This window comes from Nonomuraea sp. NPDC059194, from assembly GCF_042754765.1.
Classification (GTDB): Bacteria; Actinomycetota; Actinomycetes; order Streptosporangiales; family Streptosporangiaceae; genus Nonomuraea.
This window is the reverse complement of the sequence record NZ_JBHZBH010000022.1, coordinates 92,905-111,011: the sequence shown is the minus strand read 5'-3', so window position 1 is coordinate 111,011 and position 18,107 is coordinate 92,905. Positions and strand designations below refer to the sequence as shown.

Sequence of the window (18,107 nt, the reverse complement as noted above, 5' to 3'; positions counted from 1 at the left end):
GAGGTCACTATGGGAGGGTACGACCTCCACCCCACTTCCCGAAACCACCCGCCTACAGTCCGTCACGCCACTTGTTCACATTCGTGGCTTTTGGCGCTCTTTGCGCCCCGCTCACCCCACGAGCCGGACGAACTCCTCGAAGGAGATACTGCCGTCGCCGTCGGCGTCGGCGCTCTCCTCCAGCGAGGCGATCGCCTCGCCGGGAAGGCCGGGGAAGTGGCGAAGGAACTCCGCCTGGCTGATGAAGCCGTCGCCGCTGTCGTCGATCGCGTCGAAGGTACGGCGCAGCTCCGCCAGCCGCTCACTACTGACGTCCGACATGTGTGCCCCTTTCCGATGGAGAGGGTTATTGTTCCGGTTTCACCGCCGCCCCGGCAGCGGCTTCGGCACCCTGCTCCAGCAGGACGTGGAACCCGGCCTCGTCGAGGATCGGCACCCCCAGGCTGACCGCCTTGTCGTACTTCGACCCCGCGTTCTCCCCCACCACCACGAAGGCGGTCTTCTTCGACACCGATCCTGCCACCTTGCCGCCCCTGCCGGTGATGGCCTCCGCGGCGGAATCGCGGGTGAAGCCCTCAAGGGTGCCGGTGACGACGAAGGTGAGGCCCTCCAGGATCTGCGGGCCCTTCTCGGGAGCGGGCTCGTCCTCCATGCGGACCCCCGCCTCCCGCCAGCGATCGACGATCTCGCGGTGCCAGTCGACCTCGAACCACTCGCGGATGGTGGCGGCCACGCGCGGGCCGATGTCCTCGACGGCGGCCAGCTCCTCCTCTGAGGCGTTCATGACGGCGTCGATCGAGCGCATCGCCTCGGCCAGCTTCTGGGCGGTCGGCGGCCCGACGTGCCGGATCGACAGCGCGACCAGCACCCGCCACAGCGGCACCTGCTTGGCCTTCTCCAGCTCGTCGATGAGCTTGAGCGCGTTCTGGCTGGGCTCGCCGTTGACGTTGGAGAAGAACGAGACGACCTTCGCCTCGCCGGTCTTCGGGTCGACCTTGGGCAGGCCCGTCTCCTGGTCGCGCACCACGGACCTGATCGGGATCAGCTGCTCCAGTGTCAGGTCGAACAGGTCGGCCTCGGTGCGCAGCACGGGCTCCTGCTCGGGGACGGGCTGGCTCAGCGCCGTGGCGGCCACGTAGCCGAGGCCGTCGATATCGAGGGCCCGCCGCCCGGCCGCGAAGTAGAGACGCTCGCGGATCTGCGCGGGGCAGGAGCGGGCGTTGGGGCAGCGCAGATCGGCGTCGCCCTCCTTCTCGTAGGCCAGCTCGGTGTCGCACGCGGGGCAACGCGTCGGCATGACGAACGCCCGCTCGGAGCCGTCGCGCAGCGGCGCCACGGGCCCGACGATCTCGGGGATGACGTCACCGGCCTTGCGCAGCACGACGGTGTCGCCGATGAGCACGCCCTTCTTGACCACGATCGCGGCGTTGTGGAGCGTGGCCCGCTCGACCGTGGACCCGGCCACGACCACCGGCGCCATCACCGCGTACGGCGTGACGCGCCCGGTGCGCCCGACGCCCACCTCGATGTCGAGCAGCTTGGTGTTGACCTCCTCGGGCGGGTACTTGAAGGCGATCGCCCAGCGCGGCGCCCGCGAGGTGGAGCCGAGCTCCCGCTGTGTCCTGATCTTGTCGACCTTGACCACGACGCCGTCGATCTCGTAGGCGGGGTCGTGGCGGTGCTCGCGGTAGTGCTCGATGAAGTCGTCGATGCCCTTGACGTCGGGCACCACCTGGTAGAGGTCGCTCACCGGCAGGCCGAACGCGCGCAGCCGGTCGTAGACCTCCGACTGGGCCCGCAGCTCGGCCGCGCCCTCCCAGACGCCCACGCCGTGGACGAGCATCCGCAGCGGACGCTGCGCGGTGATGCGCGGGTCCTTCTGCCGCAGCGTGCCCGCCGCGGCATTGCGCGGGTTGGCGAACGGGGGCTTGCCCTGCTCGACCAGCTGCTCGTTGAGCTTCGCGAAATCCTCGACCGGGATGTAGACCTCGCCGCGCACCTCGACCAGCGACGGGAAGTCGTCGCCGGTGAGCCGGGGGGGAATGCCCTTGATCGTGCGGACGTTGGGCGTCACGTCGTCGCCCGTACGCCCGTCGCCTCTGGTGGCCCCGCGATCCAGCTTGCCGTCGCGGTAGACCAGCGCGATGGCCAGCCCGTCGATCTTCAGCTCGCACAGGTAGGGGCCCGGGTCGTGCTCGGCCAGCCGCTCGGCCCTGACCTGCCAGGCCGCGATGTCGGCGGCGTCGAAGGCGTTGTCGAGGCTCTCCATCTTCTGCAGGTGGCGCACCTTGGCGAAGTCGCCGGAGACGGGCGCCCCGACCTTCTGCGTCGGCGAGTCGGGGGTCTGCAGCGTGGGGTGGGCCTCTTCGAGCGCGAGCAGTTCGTTGAACCAGCCGTCGAACTGCGCGTCGCTCACGGTGGGCTGGTCGAGGACGTAGTAGCGCCAGCGCGCCTCCTCGACCAGCTCGCTCAGCTCGGCGTGGCGCTTCAGCGCGTCCACGGGCACGCCCTCGACCTCGGCGCTCATCGGCACACTCCCCTCCGTCAAACCTGAGAGAACGCTATCTCGCAGCACCGACAGTTGGCGCCCTCGCGGCCCGCACCGCTCACCCTCCCAAGCCGGGTCCGGGACGGCTGCCGCAGCCGCGCCGTCCGCCCCCCAAAGCCGGATCCGGTACGGCTCCCGCGGTCGCGCCGTTCACCCTCCAAAGCCGGATCCGGTACGGCTCCCGCGGCCGCGCCTTCACCTCTCAGAGCCGGGTCCAGGACGTCGAGCACGCCTGGGTGGGCGGCGGCGTCGCGGGACCGAGGCAGAGCTGCGCGAACGCGCTGTCGACCCCGTTCCTGTCGTAGGCGGGCAGGCCGCGGGTCCTGTTCGAGCAGTTGCGGTTGGTGGCGGCGTCCCAGTTCGTCACGACCCGGCGGGTCGTGTCGTTGCGGAGGCGCACCAGCAGGATCACCCAGGTGCAGGTGGCGTTGTTGCGCCTGTCGCTGACCTTCGGCGCTTTGACGGTCAGCTTGCCGCCGCTGATGGAGGCGTAGATCCTGGCCCAGTTGCCCCCTGGCCCCCCGACCAGCGTGACCGACCCGGCGGACCCGGCCGACGCGGTGGACCCGGCCGACGCGGTGGACCCGGTGGACCCGGTGAACCCGGTGGATCCGGCTGACGTGGCGGATCCGGCTGACGTGGCGGATCCGGCTGACGTGGCGGATCCGGCTGACCCGGCGAGTGTGGCGGACCCGATGGACCCGGCCGACGTGGCGGTTGTCGCGTGCGCGGGGGTGGTCAGGAGGGCCAGGCCGCTCAGCAGGGCGGCGGTGACGACACGGATTCTCATGATCATCTCCTAGGTACACGTGCGCTGGTAGGCGAGTCCGTCGGTTAGGCGCATCCACTCCTTCTCGTCGAGTCCCCGGCGGGCGAGTACGCACGCGGCCCTCATGGGGTCGCGCAGCACGGCGGTGTGGGCGCCGAGGTCCCACACCACGGCTCCGGTCTCCGCGCCCACGGCGAGCATCCGGCTGCCGTCCGCGCTCGCCGTGACCTCGTCGGCCTCCGGCAGCGTCGTGTACCTGCGGGCGCGGCCCGTCGTCTCCAGGCGCCACAGGCTGACGGGCCCGCCGCCCCCGCCCGTGTACGCCACGGCGGAGCCGAGCGCGAAGCCGACCGACGAGACCACCGCGCCGTCGTTGTCCAGGTCGGCCAGATGGACGGGCCGCGCGGGGTCGGAGACGTCCCACAGCCTGGCCAGCCGCGCGCTGCCGCCGGTGAGCAGCCTGCGCCCGTCAGGCGAGAGGGCCGCCGAGACGATCCCCGAGGGGTCGGCGGTGAAGGACCCCGCGAGCAGCGGCTCGGCCCTGTTCGAGAAGTTCGTGAGGTTCCTGAGGTTCGCGAGGTTCGTGAGGTTCCACAGCCTGACCAGGCCCTGGGAGTCGCCCGTGACGGCGAGCCGCCCGTCCGCGCTGAGCGCGACGGCGTCCACCGAGGCGGGCCCGCCCGCGGCCCGCGGCAGCCGTACGGGATCGGCGACCGTGACGCGCCCCAGCGCCGCACCGGATCCCAGCGTCGTGGCGGGTCCCAGCGTCGTGGCGGACCCCAGCGTCGTGACGGGCCCCAGCGTCGTGGCACGTCCCCGTGTCGCGCCGGACCCCGACCTCGTGGCAGGTCCCGGCGTCTCGGCGGGTCCCGGCCCCTGCGTCTCGGTGGGTCGCTCCGTCTCGGCGGGTCCCTCCGTCTCGGCGGGTCGCTCCGTCTCGGCGGGTCCCAGCGTCACGGGCCACAGCGTCGCGGTGCCGTCGTCCGCGCCGACCATCGCCAGGCCGCCCGCCGACGCGGCCGCCGTGATCCTGGCCCCCGACAGTCCTGCCAGCGGGACCGCGCCCGGCTTCCACACGACGGCGCTGCCGTTCTGCCTCCCGGCCAGCACCACCGTGCCGTCCACGGACAGCGCCGACACCTCGCCTGCGTCCTCGGCGAGGGTCCCGACCCTGGTGAGACGCCCAGTCTCGGCGCGACCCCCCGGCTCGACGGGAACCCCCGTACCGACGCGAGCCCCGGTCTCAGCGAGCGTCCCCGTCCCGGTGAGCGTCCCGGTCCCGGTGAGCGTCCCGGTCCCGGTGAGCGTGCCGGTCCCGGTGAGCGTGCCGGTTCCGGTGAGCGTCCCGGTCCCGCTGCGAGCTCCGGTGGGCTCCCCCAGCTCCCACAGCGTGACCGCGTGCTCTGCCGTCACCGTGACCAGGCGCCTGCCGTCGCGGGCGAGCGCCCCGCGGCCGACGTCCCGCTGCGGCGCCTTCGCCAGTACGGCGGGCGGCCGGAGCCTCGCGGTCTCCCACAGCACCGTCAGCCCGTCGCCGTCGGTGGTCAGCAGGTCCGAGGTGACCGGGTCGAAGGCCGCGGCCACGATCCCGCCCGCGCCCCCGCCCACCACGGCCCGCCGTACCGGCGCCCCCTCGCTCACCTCCCACACGATCGTGCGCCCGTCACCGCCCGCCGTGGCCAGCAGCCTGCCGTCCCCGTTGAAGGCGACGGCGTGCACCGCCGACGCGTGTCCGGGGAGGTCGGCCACCAGCCTCGGCCTGGCGCCCCCGATGTCCCACACGTAGGCGCGCGAGCGCTTCCCGCTGGTGGCGACCGACCTGCCGTCGGGGCTGACCGCGAGCGCCCAGGTGACCTGCGCCTGTTCCCCCTCGACCGGCGCCGGGGAGGAGAAGCGCACGGTGCTGCCGTCGGCGGGCGTCCACAGCGCGCAGTCGGTGAACCTGTTGCAGGTGACGACGCGCCGCCCGTCCCTGGTGAAGGCCACGGACCTGACGGGGTCGTCCTTCCTCGTCGCGAGCACGGCCGCCGCCCTGTCACCGCCGGACCATACGAGGTCGCCGTCGACGGGCCACACCAGCGCGCCCTCGGCCGCGCCCAGCGCGAGGCGGGCGCCGTCGGGGCTGAAGGCCAGCGCGTAGATCCGGCCGCGGCCCGGTTCGAGCGTGGCCGTCCGCGCCCAGTCGGAGACCCGCCAGCGGATGACGGCGCCGTCGTCGCCGCCGGTGACCAGCGTGCGGGCGTCGGGGCTGAACGCCGCCGCGCGCACGTGTCCCGCGTGGCCGCGCAGCGCGGCGATCCGTACGGGGGCGTGCGGCCTGGAGGTGTCCCACACCTCGGCCGTTCCCTCCAGCCCGACGGTCGCCACCATCCGGCCGCCGGGGCTGTAGGCGAGGCCGATCAGGCCCTTGCCGCCGCCGTTCAGCCGTGCGGCGTAGAAGGTGTCGGCGAGCAGGCCCACGAGTGCAGCCTCGTGGCGCTCGCCCGGCTCGATGGCGTGCGCGGCGAGGGCCAGACGGAGCGCGGTCGGCGGGTCGACCTGGACCTGGGCGTTCGCCTGCAGGACCAGGGCCCGGGCGGTGGCGCTCCTGTGCGCGGCGTCGGCCCTGCCGTACAGGTGGAGGGCGACGCCGCCCGCGACCACGGACAGGACCAGCAGCACCGCCAGCACCCCCGACAGCAGCACCCTGCGCCTGGCCCTGCGGCGGGCGGCGAGGGACTCGCGCTCCTCCATGGCGATCGAGGCATCGAGGAAGGCGCGGGCGGTCGCGCCCACCTGCCTGTCCGCGGCCCACTCGCGGGCCAGCGACAGCCTGGAGCCCCGGTACAGGCCCGAATCGTCGCCGTCCCACACCGCCGCGGCCTCCATCAGGTGCTGCTCGACCAGCAGGCCCGCCCGGTCGGAGTCGAGCCAGCCGCGCAGCGTGGGCCAGGCCGTCAGCAGGGCCTCATGGGTGATGGCCACCGTTGGCCCGTCGATGGTGATCAGCCTGGCGGTGTCGGCGGCGAAGGAGTCGATCACCTCGCAGGCCGCCAGCGCGTCGGGCACCTCTGCCAGCAGCCGGTCCAGCTCCACCCGCCGCCGGGTGTCGTCGGTGCCCTCGCCCACGTGGACCAGGCGCAGGAAGAGCGCGCGGGCCGCCTCGGGCGAGGGCAGGCAGGCGAGGACGTCGTCGGCGGTGGCGGCCAGCGCGCCGCGGATACCGCCGGTCGCCTGGTAGCCCGCCACGGTCAGCGTGCCGCCGCGCCGCCGCTGCCAGGTGACCAGCAGGGCGTGGGACAGCAGCGGGAGCCGTCCCGGCTCCTCGCCGAGATCGCGCAGCAGCAGCTCGACCAGGCCCGGTTCGAGGGTGAGCCCGGCGGCCAGCGCGGGACGTTCCACGGCCGCGCGGAGCTCGGCGGCGCTCATCGGGCCCACGACGACCGGCCCGCGCTCCAGACCCGCCCTCAGCTCCGGTACGGCGGCGCACCTGCCGAGGAAGTCGGCCCGCACGCCCAGCACGACCTGCCCGTGGAAGCGGGGAAGGGTCCCCGCGGTGAACGCCTCCTCGAACTGGTCCACCACCAGCACGTCCACGTCGGTGGGAACGGGTTCGGACGGCGTGATCACCGCCACCGAGGTGCCCGCCGCGCGCTGCCTGAGCGCGGGCACGAGCCCCGCCCGTAACAGCGAGGACTTGCCCGAGCCTGACGCCCCCGTGACGATCAGCGGCGCGGGGTCGTCCAGGCGTCTGACCAGCGTCTCCACCAGGCTTTCCCGGCCGAAGAACAGCGCCGCGTCCGCCGTGCCGAACGCCTCGAGCCCCTTGTACGGCGGGCCGTCGAACGCCGTCGCGGGCGCCTGCCGTACCGGAGAAGAGGTGGCGGAGGGAGCGCGCAGCAGCACCAGCTCACCCACCCGCCCCGTCGTGCGGACGCGCGGCGTGGGAAAGCCCGCGGCGGGCAGCTCCCTGCTCAGGTGGCGGTGCAGACCGGCGAGGGTCAGCACGGGCGGCGGCGCGGCCAGCAGCCGCAGCAGCGCACCGCTGAACGCGGTGTGCCGCATCCCCTCCGGCGCGAAGGACGGCTCGCTGCGGCCCGCCGAGGTCAGCACGTAGGCGCCGGAGATCTCGGCCACGTCCCACGGGTCCGACATGCCGTCGATGGCCCGGCCGGAGAAGCAGCAGTCGAGGACGACGACGAGCGGCCCCTCGACGTTGTCGAGCAGGTAGCGGCGTAACAGGTCGTACGGCAGCGCCGTGTGCTCCAGGCCCAGGGGGCGCGAGACGGTCTCCGCCGCCGCCAGGTGAAGCGCTCCGCGCCTGCTGACCAGGCCGTGCCCGGCGTAGTAGACGATCAGCGGCCCCTGCTTCGACGCGGCGGAGGCGATCGCGTCGCCCATCTCGCGCGGCGAGGCCGGATCGAGCACGACCCGCGCCGCGGCCAGCCCGCACCTGGTCAGCAACGCCTCGCGAAGGTCGTCGAGCGTGCGCGCCACCGAGGGCAGGTCGGGCAGGTCGGAGCCGGGGCCGTACGTGCCGGTGCCCAGCAGCAGCGCGCTCGCGCCCGCGAAGTCACCGGCCGTCATGCCCTCATGCGTAGCTCAGCCCGCTTGCAGGACCCTTGCCGTCTCTCTCAACTTCGACAAGGCATGGCGGGCATAGCCCGGTGAGGCGCCCGCCAGGCCGCACGCGGGCGTCAGCACCACCCGTTCCGCCAGCTGCTCCGCGGCGAACCCGAGGCGCTCCCACAGGTCCACGGCGCGTTTGGCGATCACCTTCAGGTCGGGCAGCCGGGCGTCGACGCCCGGTACCACCCCGAGGAAGAAGTCGACGCCCGCCTCGATCGCCTCGCCGATCGGGTCCTCGTCACGCCGTGACAGCAGCGACGCGTCCAGCGAGACGGCCCGCACGCCCGCCCTGCGCAGCAGCGCGATCGGGACCCTCGGCGCGCAGCAGTGCACGACCGCGCCGGGGAAGAGCCGCAGCGACTCCTCCACCCGCCACTCCTCCGCCGGCTGCAGCCTGCCGAACCCCGAGGCCGTCGGCACGGTGCCCGCCAGCACGCCCGGCAGCCCCGGCTCGTCGAGCTGCAGCACGATGTCGGTGACGCCGGGCACCCGGCCGCGCACCTTCGCCACGTGGTCGGCCACCCCTTGAGCGAGCGAGGCCGTCAGGTCCCTGACCGCGCCGGGGTCGGAGAGCATCTTGTCGCCGTGGCGCAGCTCGATCGCGGCCGCGAGTGTCCACGGGCCGCACACCTGCAGCTTCAGCGGGCCCGCGTAGCCGTCGGCGACCTCCTCGAGGCCGTCGAGGTCGCGCGCCAGGTGGTCGACGGCCCTGCGGTGGTCGCGGCCGGGCCGGGAGGCCAGCCGCCATCCCGAGGGCTGGACCTCCACCGGCAGGTCGACCAGCAGCGAGGCCGTGCGGCCGACCATGTCGGCGCCGACGCCCCTGCCCGGCAGTTCAGGCAGGTACGGCAGGCCCGGCAGCTCTCCGAACACCGTCCTGAGGGCTTCCAGATGATCCTCGCCCGGGTGCGATCCGACACCGCTTGCGCCAAAAGACATGGCCCCAAGCCTAGAGCGGCACGCGGGCCGCCACCTCCGCGCCGCGGTCTGTCCTCAACCCCACGCGTCACGCCTTCTTGCCCGTTCCATTGTGCTGTGCAGGAGGAATCCGGGGCATGAGGTGGCAGCACCGCTCTGACGCTGGGGGATTCCGTGGACACCAGGCCGTCGCTCGGAGACAGGACCGACTTCGAGAATGCCGACAGGGGTTTCATCGGGTCGGCGTCCCAAGCGAAGATCCGCCTCGCTCTGGTGGCGTCACAGAGCCTCGACGGCGTCCAGATGGACGGCGACCGACAGGCGCTCGCCACGCTGATCGGGCTTCTCGACGACGTCGACCGCGACTTCGACATCGTCACGCCATGACAGACCGCTCGGCCGTCCTCTCAGCGGCCGCCCCGCGGCACGAGGGCGGCTTCGACAGAGGAGACAAAAATGATCTTCAAGAGGGGGGACACGACGCCGCCGCCGGCCACCACGCTGTACCAGCTGCGGCAGCGCATCGCGTCCCTCGGCGACGACTTCTGGATCGACAACGGGCTCGGCCAGCACGTCTACCGCGTGGACGGCAAGGTGCTGCGCCTGCGCCTGACCCTCGTGCTCAGGGACACGTCCGGCAACGAGCTGCTCCACCTCCAGCGCAAGCTGCTCCGCCTTCGGGAGACCATGGTCATGCAGCACGGCGGCCAGACCGTGGCGAGCCTGCACAAGCATCTCATCGGCCTGCGCGATCGCTTCACCATCGATCTGGCCGACGGTGGCGAGCTGCAGACACGGGGCAACTTCCTCGACCACGAATACACCGTCAGCCGTGACGGCCCGGTCGTCGCCGAGGTCTCCAAGCGATGGCTGAACATCCGCGACACCTACGGGATCTCGATCGTCGAGGGCCAGGACATTCCTCTCCTGCTCGCCATGCCGTGTGCATCGACGTCCTGTGTCATGAGGGGCGCTGACGTGAGAGCGCTCCTGAAGATCCTGATCGTCGGCGTCTCGCTCTGGGTGACGACGCTGATCGTCGACGGCGTCGACGTGCAGACCGACTCCACGAGCGAGGAGATCCTGACATTCGCCGCCGTCGGGTTGATCTTCGGCGTCGTCAACGTGGTCCTCAAGCCGATCATCCACGTCCTGGGGTGCGCGTTCTACGTTCTCACGCTCGGCCTGTTCGCCCTGGTGGTCAACGGCGGGCTACTGCTCCTGACGAGCTGGCTGTCCGGGTTGCTGCACCTGCCGTTCCATGTGGACGGCTTCTGGTCGGCCGTCTGGGGCTCGCTCATCATCAGCGTCGTCAGCTGGGTCCTCGGTCTCTTCCTCCGCGTTTGACGCGGCAAGCGCGTACGCGCGCGTTTGACGCGGCAAGCGCGGTCATCGGCGTCATCCTCCGATCAACCGGGCCTTCATCGCGGCGAACTCGGCGTCGCTGAGCGCGCCTGAGTCGTGAAGCCGGGCCAGGCGTTCCAGGTCAGCCAGTGGGTCGGTCGAAGGAGGGGCGGAGGCGGCCGCCTGGGAAGCGGGTGGCGGTGCGGTCTGCTGCCGCGTGGCTCACGCGGAAACCTCCCGGGGGAAGTCGGACCTCAGACGCTCCTCGACGAGTCGCAGGCGGTCCGCGATCGGGCTCGTGCGGGGCCCAGGCGCTTCGTCGTGCAGCCTTCGCAGCAGATCGCGCAGCCGTACCAGGACCATGGGGGTGTGAGAGGCGGCGACGATGACCTCGTCGAGGGCGAGGCGCAGGTAGTCGTCCCAGCTCGGGAGGGGATGACGAGACGGACCCGGTCGTGGGCGTCGGCCGCGTAGCCGATGTCGAGCGCCTTACCGGCCAGGCGGCGCAGGAGGTCGTCGATCTGCTCAAGGGACTGGACAGCGGTGGCGGGGTCGTTGACCGCCTGGGAGAGGGCTCTGAGCGTGATGTCCGTCAACAGGCGGAACCCGAACCTCACGTCCTGGTCGAAGGTGCGCTCCGCTCCCGTCAGGAGCCAGGCTCAGGACCGGCGGTGTACCGATTCGCGGGACCACTCTTCTTCGCCAACGCCGACACCTTCAAAACGGAAATCCTCGCCCTGGAGGCGAACGACATCGTCCTCGATGCCGAAGCGATCTCCGACGTGGACACCCACGGGAGCGGAAGCGCTGCACCAGGTGGTGACGAAGCTGGCAGCAGCAGGTCGACGCCTCGTCGTGGCGCGCGCCACTCAGGACCTGCGCGACCTGCTGGCACACTACGGACTCCAGCTCACCTTTTTCGACTCCAACGAAGCCGCCGTGGAGGCGGTGGTGTCGCGGCAGGACCCCTGACCCGGCCACACGGGAGCCACGTGATCGCCTCGGTTCCGCCGCCCGGGGGACGCGCCAGGCATTTCCGATCACGGGCCACGCGGGGCCTATCGTGGGGAAGATGAAGCTCACCAAATGCGGTCACGCGTGCGTCAGGATCGAGAAGGACGGCAAGGTCCTCGTCATCGACCCCGGCGCGTTCACCGACGCCGCCGCCCTCGAAGGGGCCGACGCGGTGCTGATCACGCACAACCACTTCGACCACGCCGACCGTGACAAGCTGCTGACCCTGTCGCCCGAGGTGACGGTGTGGACGTGCCAGGGGGTGGCCGAGGGCGCGGCCGAGGGGCTGCGCGTCCAGACCGTACGGCACGGCGACACCTTCGAGGACGCGGGCTTCTCGGTGAAGGTGTTCGGCGAGTGGCACGCCGCCAACCACCCCGACGTGCCGATCGTGGACAACGTCGGGTTCCTGGTGGACGAGGAGCTGTTCTACCCGGGCGACGCCTTCACCGTGCCGCCGGTACCGGTCGGGACGCTGCTGGTGCCCACCGGAGCGCCGTGGTTGAAGCTGTCGGAGGTCATCGAGTACCTGCGCACGGTGAAGCCCGCCCGGGCGTACTCGACGCACGACGCGCTGTACAGCGAGCAGGGGCTGGGGCTGGTGGACAACTGGCTGAAGATGGAGGCGGACAAGCAGGGCGCGGACATCCGCCGCCTGCCGGTCGGCGACTCCGTCACGCTGTCGTGACGGTGAGGCATCCCGGCACCCGCTGAGACGCAGCGGGAGGGCCGGATCGGCAACTCCGTCACGGCGTCCTGATGTGGATGTCCTGAACTACTGGTCGATGTCCTGGCCGGGCTGGTCGGCTGTCCTGGCCGGGCTGGTCGGCTGTCCTGGCCTGCTGCCGGAGAGAGGGTCAGGCGGCGGTGGAGATGGTGGCGGAGCCGATGACCGTGTCGCCCGAGTAGAGCACGGCCGCCTGCCCCGCCGCCACGCCGGTCGCGGGCTTGTCGAGCGTGATGACGACCTGGCCGTCGCGCTCCTCGAAGCTGCACCCGTAGACCTCGCCGTGGGCGCGCAACTGCACCGTCAGGTCGTCGAAGCGGTCGGGCCCGTTCCACACCGGCCGGGTGCAGACGATCTCGGAGACCTGCAGCGCCTCGCGCGGCCCGACGGTGACCGTGTTGGAGACCGGCTCGATCGACAGGACGTAGCGCGGCCTGCCGTCGGCGGTCGGCCGGTCGATGTGGAGGCCCTTGCGCTGGCCGACCGTGAACGCGTAGGCGCCCTCGTGCGAGCCGACGACCGCGCCCTCCTGGTCGACGATGCTGCCGGACTCCTGGCCGAGCCGCTTGGCGAGGAAGCCGCGCGTGTCGCCGTCGGCGATGAAGCAGATGTCGTGGCTGTCGGGCTTGTCGGCGACGGTCAGGCCGCGCCTGGCCGCCTCCTCGCGCACCTCGGCCTTGGTGGAGTGGCCGAGCGGGAAGATCGCGTGCTTGAGCTGCTCCCTGGTGAGCACGCCGAGCACGTACGACTGGTCCTTGCCCTGGTCGACGCTCCTGGACAGGACGCCGTCCGCCAGCTTGGCGTGGTGGCCCGTCGCGACCGCGTCGAAGCCCAGCGCCAGCGCCCTGTCGAGCACCGCCTCGAACTTGATCTTCTCGTTGCAGCGCAGGCACGGGTTCGGGGTACGGCCGGCGGCGTACTCGGCCACGAAGTCCTCGACGACATCGCGCTGAAAACGCTCGGCCATGTCCCAGATGTAGAACGGGATGCCGATCACGTCGGCGGCGCGGCGGGCGTCGCGGGAGTCTTCGATCGTGCAGCAACCCCTGGCGCCCGTGCGATGGGATTGCGGGTTGGCCGAGAGCGCCAGATGCACACCGGTGACATCGTGACCGGCCTCGGCGATCCGAGCGGCGGCCACGGCTGAATCGACGCCGCCCGACATGGCGGCAAGCACACGCAGTCCCATGACGCTTCGAGACTACCGCCCGCCGACGGCTTCCCGGACCCACGATCCCCTCAGCTGGAGGGTCTGCTGGAACTCGGGACGGGGTTCATCCACCGAGCCCGAAAGACGGCCAGGGAGGGCAGCCCTTCGGGGCCCAATCGCAGGGCCCGACGGGGCGGCCCATCAGGCGACCCGACACACGGCCCATCAGGCGGACACCGGGAGACGGCCCGGCAGGCGGCGCGGGAGGCGGACGCGGGAGGCGGACGCGGGAGGGCCCAACGGGGTGGCGCGGGAGATGACGCGGGAGTCGGCCCGGCGGGGTGGCGCGGGAGGCGGACGCGGGAGGCGGACGCGGGAGGCGGACGCGGGAGGCGGACGCGGGAGGGCCCAACGGGGTGGCGCGGGAGATGACGCGGGAGTCGGCCCGGCGGGGTGGCGCGGCGGGCGGTGCGGGAGGGTCGCCGGGCTCGGGGTCCAATCGCGGGCCCGGGAGGTGGCGCGGGAGGATCGCCGGGGCTCGGGGTCGTCGGGTCTTACGGTCGAACGGCAGCCGTGACGGCGGGGACCGGAGTCCTGCTGGGCGCGCGCCCGCGACAGAGGGCACCCCGCTGGGACGGAGGCGCCAGACCGGCTTGCCGTACAGAAAGAAAGAAGACGGGGGCGCCGAAGAAGAAGACGGGGGGCTGTAGAAGACGCCCGGCTTGCCGTACAGAAAGAAAAGACCGGCTCGCCGTGGGCGGCGGGATGAGAGAGATGCCGCCGGGTGGGAGGATGTTGGGCTATGCGACTGTTCGGGCGCAAGGGCGACGAAGAAGAGACCGGCGAGAGCGGCGAGACCGGCGGGCTGGCGGAGTTCTGGGAGTGGTGGCAGCGGACCAGACCCCAGATCGATGCCCTGGTCGAGGCGGATGAGGCCGAGCGGCTCTCCGAGCTGATCGCGCCCGCCGTCACCGCGATCCATCCCGGCCTGGTCTGGGAGGTCGCGCCCGGCAGGCAGGCCCAGCAGGCGCTGGTCGTGACCTGCGCGGGCGATCCCGAGCTGCGCTCGCTCGCGCACCGGTGGGCCAAGGGCGCGCCCGACGGCGACGCGCTGTGGGAGTACCACCCCTCGCGCCAGGCCAACCCCGAGGCGATGGAGCTCACGCTCGACGTCGGCGGCTACGAGTTCGCGCTCGACAAGCTCCTGCTCGGCCTGCGCGTCCCGCGGGGCAATCCGCGCATGGACATCGCCGCCTTCCACCCCGTCTTCGTCATGCTCGACGAGGACACCCGCATGGAGGCCACGCTCCTGGCCCTCGACTGGCTGCTGGGCGAGGACGACGTGGCCCGATGGGTCGGCGAGATCACCGCGGCGACGTTCCAGCCGATCGACTCGGTCGAGGCGGTCCACCTGCCCTCGGTGATCGCCGACCTGGCCGCCGAGTTCGCCGAGGAGCAGTGGGCGCTGCTCGAAGGGCAGACCGCGGGCGGCGCGCCGCTCATCGCCACCACCCGCTATCCGCTGCGTCCCGTCGACTACCCCCTCTACGACCAGCACATCCAGATCACGCTCCCCTACAAGCACGCCGACGAGAACGGCCTGCCGGAGGGCGAGTCGCTGGCGGCACTGCGGGAGTTCGAGGAACGGCTGGCGGCCAGGCTCGGCAGGCTGCACGCCGACGGGGTGCTGGCGGCGCACCTGAGCGCCGAGGGCGCCAGGGTGATCCACGTCTACGCCGACCCGACGGGCGAAGCGGCCATCCACGCCAAAGAGCTGATCGTGAGCTGGGAGGAGGGCCAGCCGCTCGTCGATGTGGTCACCGACCCGAGCTGGACCTCCGTCGTTCCCTTCCTCTCCTAGCGGGTCAGCCCACGGCGTAGGCCCGGGTGATCGTCTGGGTGACGCCTGCGCCCGCGGTGTCGGTCACCACCGCGCGCAGGGAGACGTAGCCCGGCGTGCGTGGGTTCGGCACCACGGCGGTCCAGCCTGAGCCGGTGCGGACGGCCGGGATGCGGCGCCAGTGCGCGCCGTCGTCGGTGGACATCTCCAGCCGGAGCGACTTCACCTCCGCTTGCGGGGAGCCGGGGTTGCGCTCGACGGACACCGGCAGGCGGCTGGTGGTGCCTGGCTTTGCCCGGTTGAAGTCGTCGAGCCCTGCGGGGGCGTAGCGCACGGCCGTCAGCGGGAGCGGCTGCCGCTCGGCGGCGGTGGAGGACGGGAACGTCCAGACGGACTCCACTCCCGTGGACAGCGTCGAGTACGGCACCTGCCTGCGCATCGACGCGGTCAGCGTGTAGCCGGCGGGCTCGCCCGGCAGGTCGGCGAGCAGTTCGCAGTTCTCCTGTTCGTAGATGGAGCAGTTCGCCAGGTCAGCCTTGGCCAGCACCTGCCCGTCCTTGGCGAGGGTGGCGGTGCCGGTGGCGGCGCTGTCGAAGCCCGTCCTGCCCCGGCCGCCGTCGGCGAACATCCCCACGGCGGAGAAGGCCAGTTTGTCGCCGGTACGGCTGCCGCCCGGCAGCACGAACGACGGCCCGGTGACCGCGGCGTTCCACACCTCGCGGCTGCTCTCGCCGCGCTGCATGAGCCTGCCCTCGCCGACGAGGACGGACGTGCCGACCTCGAGTCCGCTTTCGTAGACCAGCCCGGGGGTCCGGTAGTGGACGAGCGTGCCGGGCAGGTCGATCTCGCCGACCAGCCATCCCATGGAGTGGCCCGGCAGGTCGGTGAAGCGGAACCCGGCCAGCGGTGTGCCCGTGGCCGCCACTCCGGAGGCCCGGTAGGTCGCGGTCACCTTCGCCAGGTCCTTCTGCCTGGCGTGGTAGGCGGGGTCGTCGGGGATGCCGCCGGTGCGATGGTCGACGAGCTGGTAGACGTACGGGCTGGGAGTGACGTCCTTGCTGAGCCACCGGGTCGCGACACCGTAGGTCAGCCCCGGCAGGCGGACGGGAACGACGAAGAACTGGCTGTTGGCGTCAGCGCCCCCCGTTATCGTCCAGAGGTTCCACTTGCCGTGGGCGAGGCCGTAGCCGTACCCGCGTTCGAGCCGGGCGGTGGGGTCGTCCAGCGTGGTCGTGGCCTGCTTGCCCTGGCGCGTGTCCACCGTCAGGCGCAGGTCACCGCCATCGACCCGCACCGGCGTGTCGGCGATCGTCCTGATCCACTTCCCGTCGATCTTCTCGTCGATGTCGGTGTAGAGGTTCCATTCGCCCTCGGGCAGCCGGATCTTGGCCACGCCGTTCACCGGGGCCAGCGGGTGGGCGGCCCCGGTCTTGGCGTCGTAGACCTCACTGATCACGCGGTCGACCGGCTGGCCCTGCCTGCCGATCACGTTCACGGTGACGTCGTAGGACTCCGGCTCGACGTAGGCGCCGGCCAGCGTGCGGACGACGGTCTCGCCCGACCTGGCGGTGACCGTGCCCGGGTAGTCGCCCGGCACCTTCCCGCCCGCGTCGATGGTGAGTGTGACCGAGGCCTCGCCCTTGGCCGGCACCTCGACCCGTTCGGCCGACAGCTTCAGCACCTCGCCCTCGACGGTCAGGTCGAGGCTGACCGGGGTGTCACCCGCGTTGGCGTAGGTGATCGTCTTGGTCGTGACCCGGTCGCCCGTGCCGTTCCACGGGAAGGCCGCCCACACGTTGCCGGGTGTCGCCACGACCTGCTGTCCGAGCCCGCGCACCAGGTCGACCAGCCCGGCCCCCTGCTGGTACGGCGTCGCGTCCGCCAGCGGCTTGGCGCTGCCGATGAGCGCGGCCTTCACCTGGGCGCCCGTCCACTCGGGATGGCGCTGGGCCAGGATCGCGGCGGCTCCCGCCACGTGCGGCGCGGCCATCGAGGTGCCGCCCATGGCCACGTGGGTGCCGTCGGCGGTGCCGGAGGCCGCGGCGGCCACGATGCCCACACCCGGCGCGGTCACGTCGGGTTTGATCGCGTGGTCGCCCACGCGCGGCCCCGTGCTGGAGAAACCCGCCATCCGGCTCTGCTTGTCCACCGCGCCCACCGTGAGAGCCGCCTCGGCGCTGCCGGGGCTGTTCACCGGGCCGCCGTTGCCCGCGGCCACGACGAACAGCGCGCCGGTCCGCTCCGACAGCGTGTTCACCGCCTGCTCGACGGGGTCGGTCTCCATGCTGTCGGGGCCGCCGAGGCTCATGTTGACGATCTTGGCCTTGACCTCGACCGCGGCCCATTCCATGCCCGCCATCAGGGCGGACTCGGACATGGCGAAGTCTCCCACCTTGCCGATGGCGAGCTTGGCCTCCGGCGCCACCCCTCGGTACTTCTCTCCTCTGCCCGCCACAATGGAGGCGACGTGGGTGCCGTGGCCGTTCTTGTCGCGGATGTCGGGATACTCGCTGAAGTTCCGCTCCTGTACCACCGCGTCCTTCAGGTCCGGGTGGTCGGGGTCGTAGCCGGAGTCGAGCACGGCGACGGTGACGCCCTTGCCGGTCATGCCCTGCTGCCAGGCCTGCGGCGCGCCGATCTGCTTGACGCTCTGGTCCAGCGAGAAGGATCTGCGGCCGTCCAGCCACAGCTTGGTACGGCCGGCCGCCAGGGTTCGGGCGCCGCCGCCCGTCAGGTCCTTCCAGGTCTGACCGGCGTTCGCCTTGGGCACGCGCAGCGCGCTCATCCCGAGGCTGGACAGTTGCCGGGTCCGCTGAAGGCCCTGCGGCTGCTCCCCTTCCGAGATCACCGGGATGTCGGGGGTGGCGGCGTCACCGTACCCCCAGGCCAGCAGTTGGGTGACGTCGAACAGGCGCCGGTCCAGCGTCCCCTCGACGACCAGCGGCATGGCGTCAGAGGGGATCACGTACAGGTGTCCTCCGCGCACCTGGCTCGTGTAGTCCACCTCCCTGCCGGGGCCGGGCTCCACGCGGTGCCCCTGGCCGGTGACCAGCACGCGGTCACCGGTGATCAGGGTCACCCCGTTCACCGGTTGGGACGGGGCCCCGGGTTGCGGCGTAATGCCGACCGCAAGCAGAACGGCGACGAGCGATGCGCCTAAGGTCATGACCTACCTCACGGGTGAAGGGA

The 18,107-nt window shown here is 72.0% G+C and carries 14 protein-coding genes and 1 pseudogene; 6 read left to right on the top strand and 9 right to left on the bottom strand.

What is annotated here, in order from left to right; genetic code table 11:
* Window positions 1-111: 111 nt before the first annotated feature.
* From ACFXJ8_RS25645 to ACFXJ8_RS25625, 5 genes are all read right to left on the bottom strand, one after another.
* Window positions 112-321, bottom strand: coding sequence for an EF-hand domain-containing protein (locus tag ACFXJ8_RS25645; RefSeq protein WP_379646484.1), 210 nt, complete (start codon window positions 319-321; stop codon window positions 112-114).
* A gap of 25 nt (window positions 322-346) precedes the next feature.
* Window positions 347-2,527, bottom strand: coding sequence for an NAD-dependent DNA ligase LigA (ligA, locus tag ACFXJ8_RS25640; protein ID WP_379646483.1), 2,181 nt, complete (start codon window positions 2,525-2,527; stop codon window positions 347-349).
* Between the two features lie 223 nt (window positions 2,528-2,750).
* Window positions 2,751-3,338 (bottom strand): hypothetical protein, encoded by a 588-nt coding sequence (locus tag ACFXJ8_RS25635; RefSeq protein WP_379646482.1) that lies wholly within the window; start codon window positions 3,336-3,338, stop codon window positions 2,751-2,753.
* A 9-nt stretch (window positions 3,339-3,347) separates the two neighbouring features.
* Window positions 3,348-7,883, bottom strand: a complete 4,536-nt coding sequence (locus ACFXJ8_RS25630; protein ID WP_379646481.1) for a hypothetical protein — start codon at window positions 7,881-7,883, stop codon at window positions 3,348-3,350.
* A gap of 15 nt (window positions 7,884-7,898) precedes the next feature.
* Window positions 7,899-8,864 carry a methionine synthase gene (locus ACFXJ8_RS25625; protein ID WP_379646480.1) on the bottom strand — a complete coding sequence of 322 codons (966 nt, stop codon included), beginning with the start codon at window positions 8,862-8,864 and terminating at the stop codon, window positions 7,899-7,901.
* A gap of 153 nt (window positions 8,865-9,017) precedes the next feature.
* On the opposite strand from ACFXJ8_RS25625, the gene ACFXJ8_RS25620 reads away from it, so the two are divergent.
* A complete protein-coding gene (locus ACFXJ8_RS25620; RefSeq protein WP_379646479.1) occupies window positions 9,018-9,230 on the top strand; it encodes an alkyl sulfatase C-terminal domain-containing protein in 213 nt (70 codons plus the stop codon).
* 69 nt (window positions 9,231-9,299) lie between these two features.
* Entirely contained in the window at window positions 9,300-10,190 is an 891-nt protein-coding gene (locus tag ACFXJ8_RS25615) for an LURP-one-related family protein (RefSeq protein ID WP_379646478.1), read from the top strand.
* Window positions 10,191-10,241: 51 nt separating this feature from the next.
* Here ACFXJ8_RS25615 and ACFXJ8_RS25610 read toward each other — a convergent pair whose 3' ends face one another.
* Entirely contained in the window at window positions 10,242-10,319 is a 78-nt protein-coding gene (locus ACFXJ8_RS25610; RefSeq protein ID WP_379646514.1) for an SHOCT domain-containing protein, read from the bottom strand.
* Between the two features lie 122 nt (window positions 10,320-10,441).
* Window positions 10,442-10,837 (bottom strand): DUF2254 family protein, encoded by a 396-nt coding sequence (locus ACFXJ8_RS25605; protein ID WP_379646513.1) that lies wholly within the window; start codon window positions 10,835-10,837, stop codon window positions 10,442-10,444.
* Window positions 10,838-10,858: 21 nt separating this feature from the next.
* Here ACFXJ8_RS25605 and ACFXJ8_RS25600 point away from each other — a divergent pair.
* The 3 genes and pseudogenes from ACFXJ8_RS25600 to ACFXJ8_RS25590 all read left to right on the top strand — a co-directional run.
* Window positions 10,859-10,975 (top strand): annotated as a pseudogene (locus ACFXJ8_RS25600) (STAS domain-containing protein); the annotation flags it as partial.
* A 28-nt stretch (window positions 10,976-11,003) separates the two neighbouring features.
* Complete coding sequence (locus ACFXJ8_RS25595) at window positions 11,004-11,159, top strand: hypothetical protein (protein WP_379646517.1); 156 nt, start codon at window positions 11,004-11,006, stop codon at window positions 11,157-11,159.
* 100 nt (window positions 11,160-11,259) lie between these two features.
* The gene (locus ACFXJ8_RS25590) at window positions 11,260-11,889 is read left to right on the top strand and encodes an MBL fold metallo-hydrolase (protein WP_379646477.1); all 630 of its coding nucleotides are present in this window, start codon (window positions 11,260-11,262) and stop codon (window positions 11,887-11,889) included.
* 169 nt (window positions 11,890-12,058) lie between these two features.
* On the opposite strand, the gene mnmA is transcribed toward ACFXJ8_RS25590, so the two are convergent.
* On the bottom strand, window positions 12,059-13,117 hold the full coding sequence (gene mnmA / locus ACFXJ8_RS25585; protein ID WP_379646476.1) for a tRNA 2-thiouridine(34) synthase MnmA: 1,059 nt from the start codon (window positions 13,115-13,117) through the stop codon (window positions 12,059-12,061).
* 763 nt (window positions 13,118-13,880) lie between these two features.
* Between mnmA and ACFXJ8_RS25580 the strand changes: the two genes are divergently transcribed.
* Window positions 13,881-14,939, top strand: a complete 1,059-nt coding sequence (locus ACFXJ8_RS25580) for a DUF695 domain-containing protein (RefSeq protein ID WP_379646475.1) — start codon at window positions 13,881-13,883, stop codon at window positions 14,937-14,939.
* Between the two features lie 4 nt (window positions 14,940-14,943).
* Here the strand turns inward: ACFXJ8_RS25580 and ACFXJ8_RS25575 are convergent, their stop codons facing one another.
* Window positions 14,944-17,997, bottom strand: a complete 3,054-nt coding sequence (locus ACFXJ8_RS25575) for a S8 family serine peptidase (protein WP_379646474.1) — start codon at window positions 17,995-17,997, stop codon at window positions 14,944-14,946.
* Window positions 17,998-18,107 lie beyond the last annotated feature (110 nt).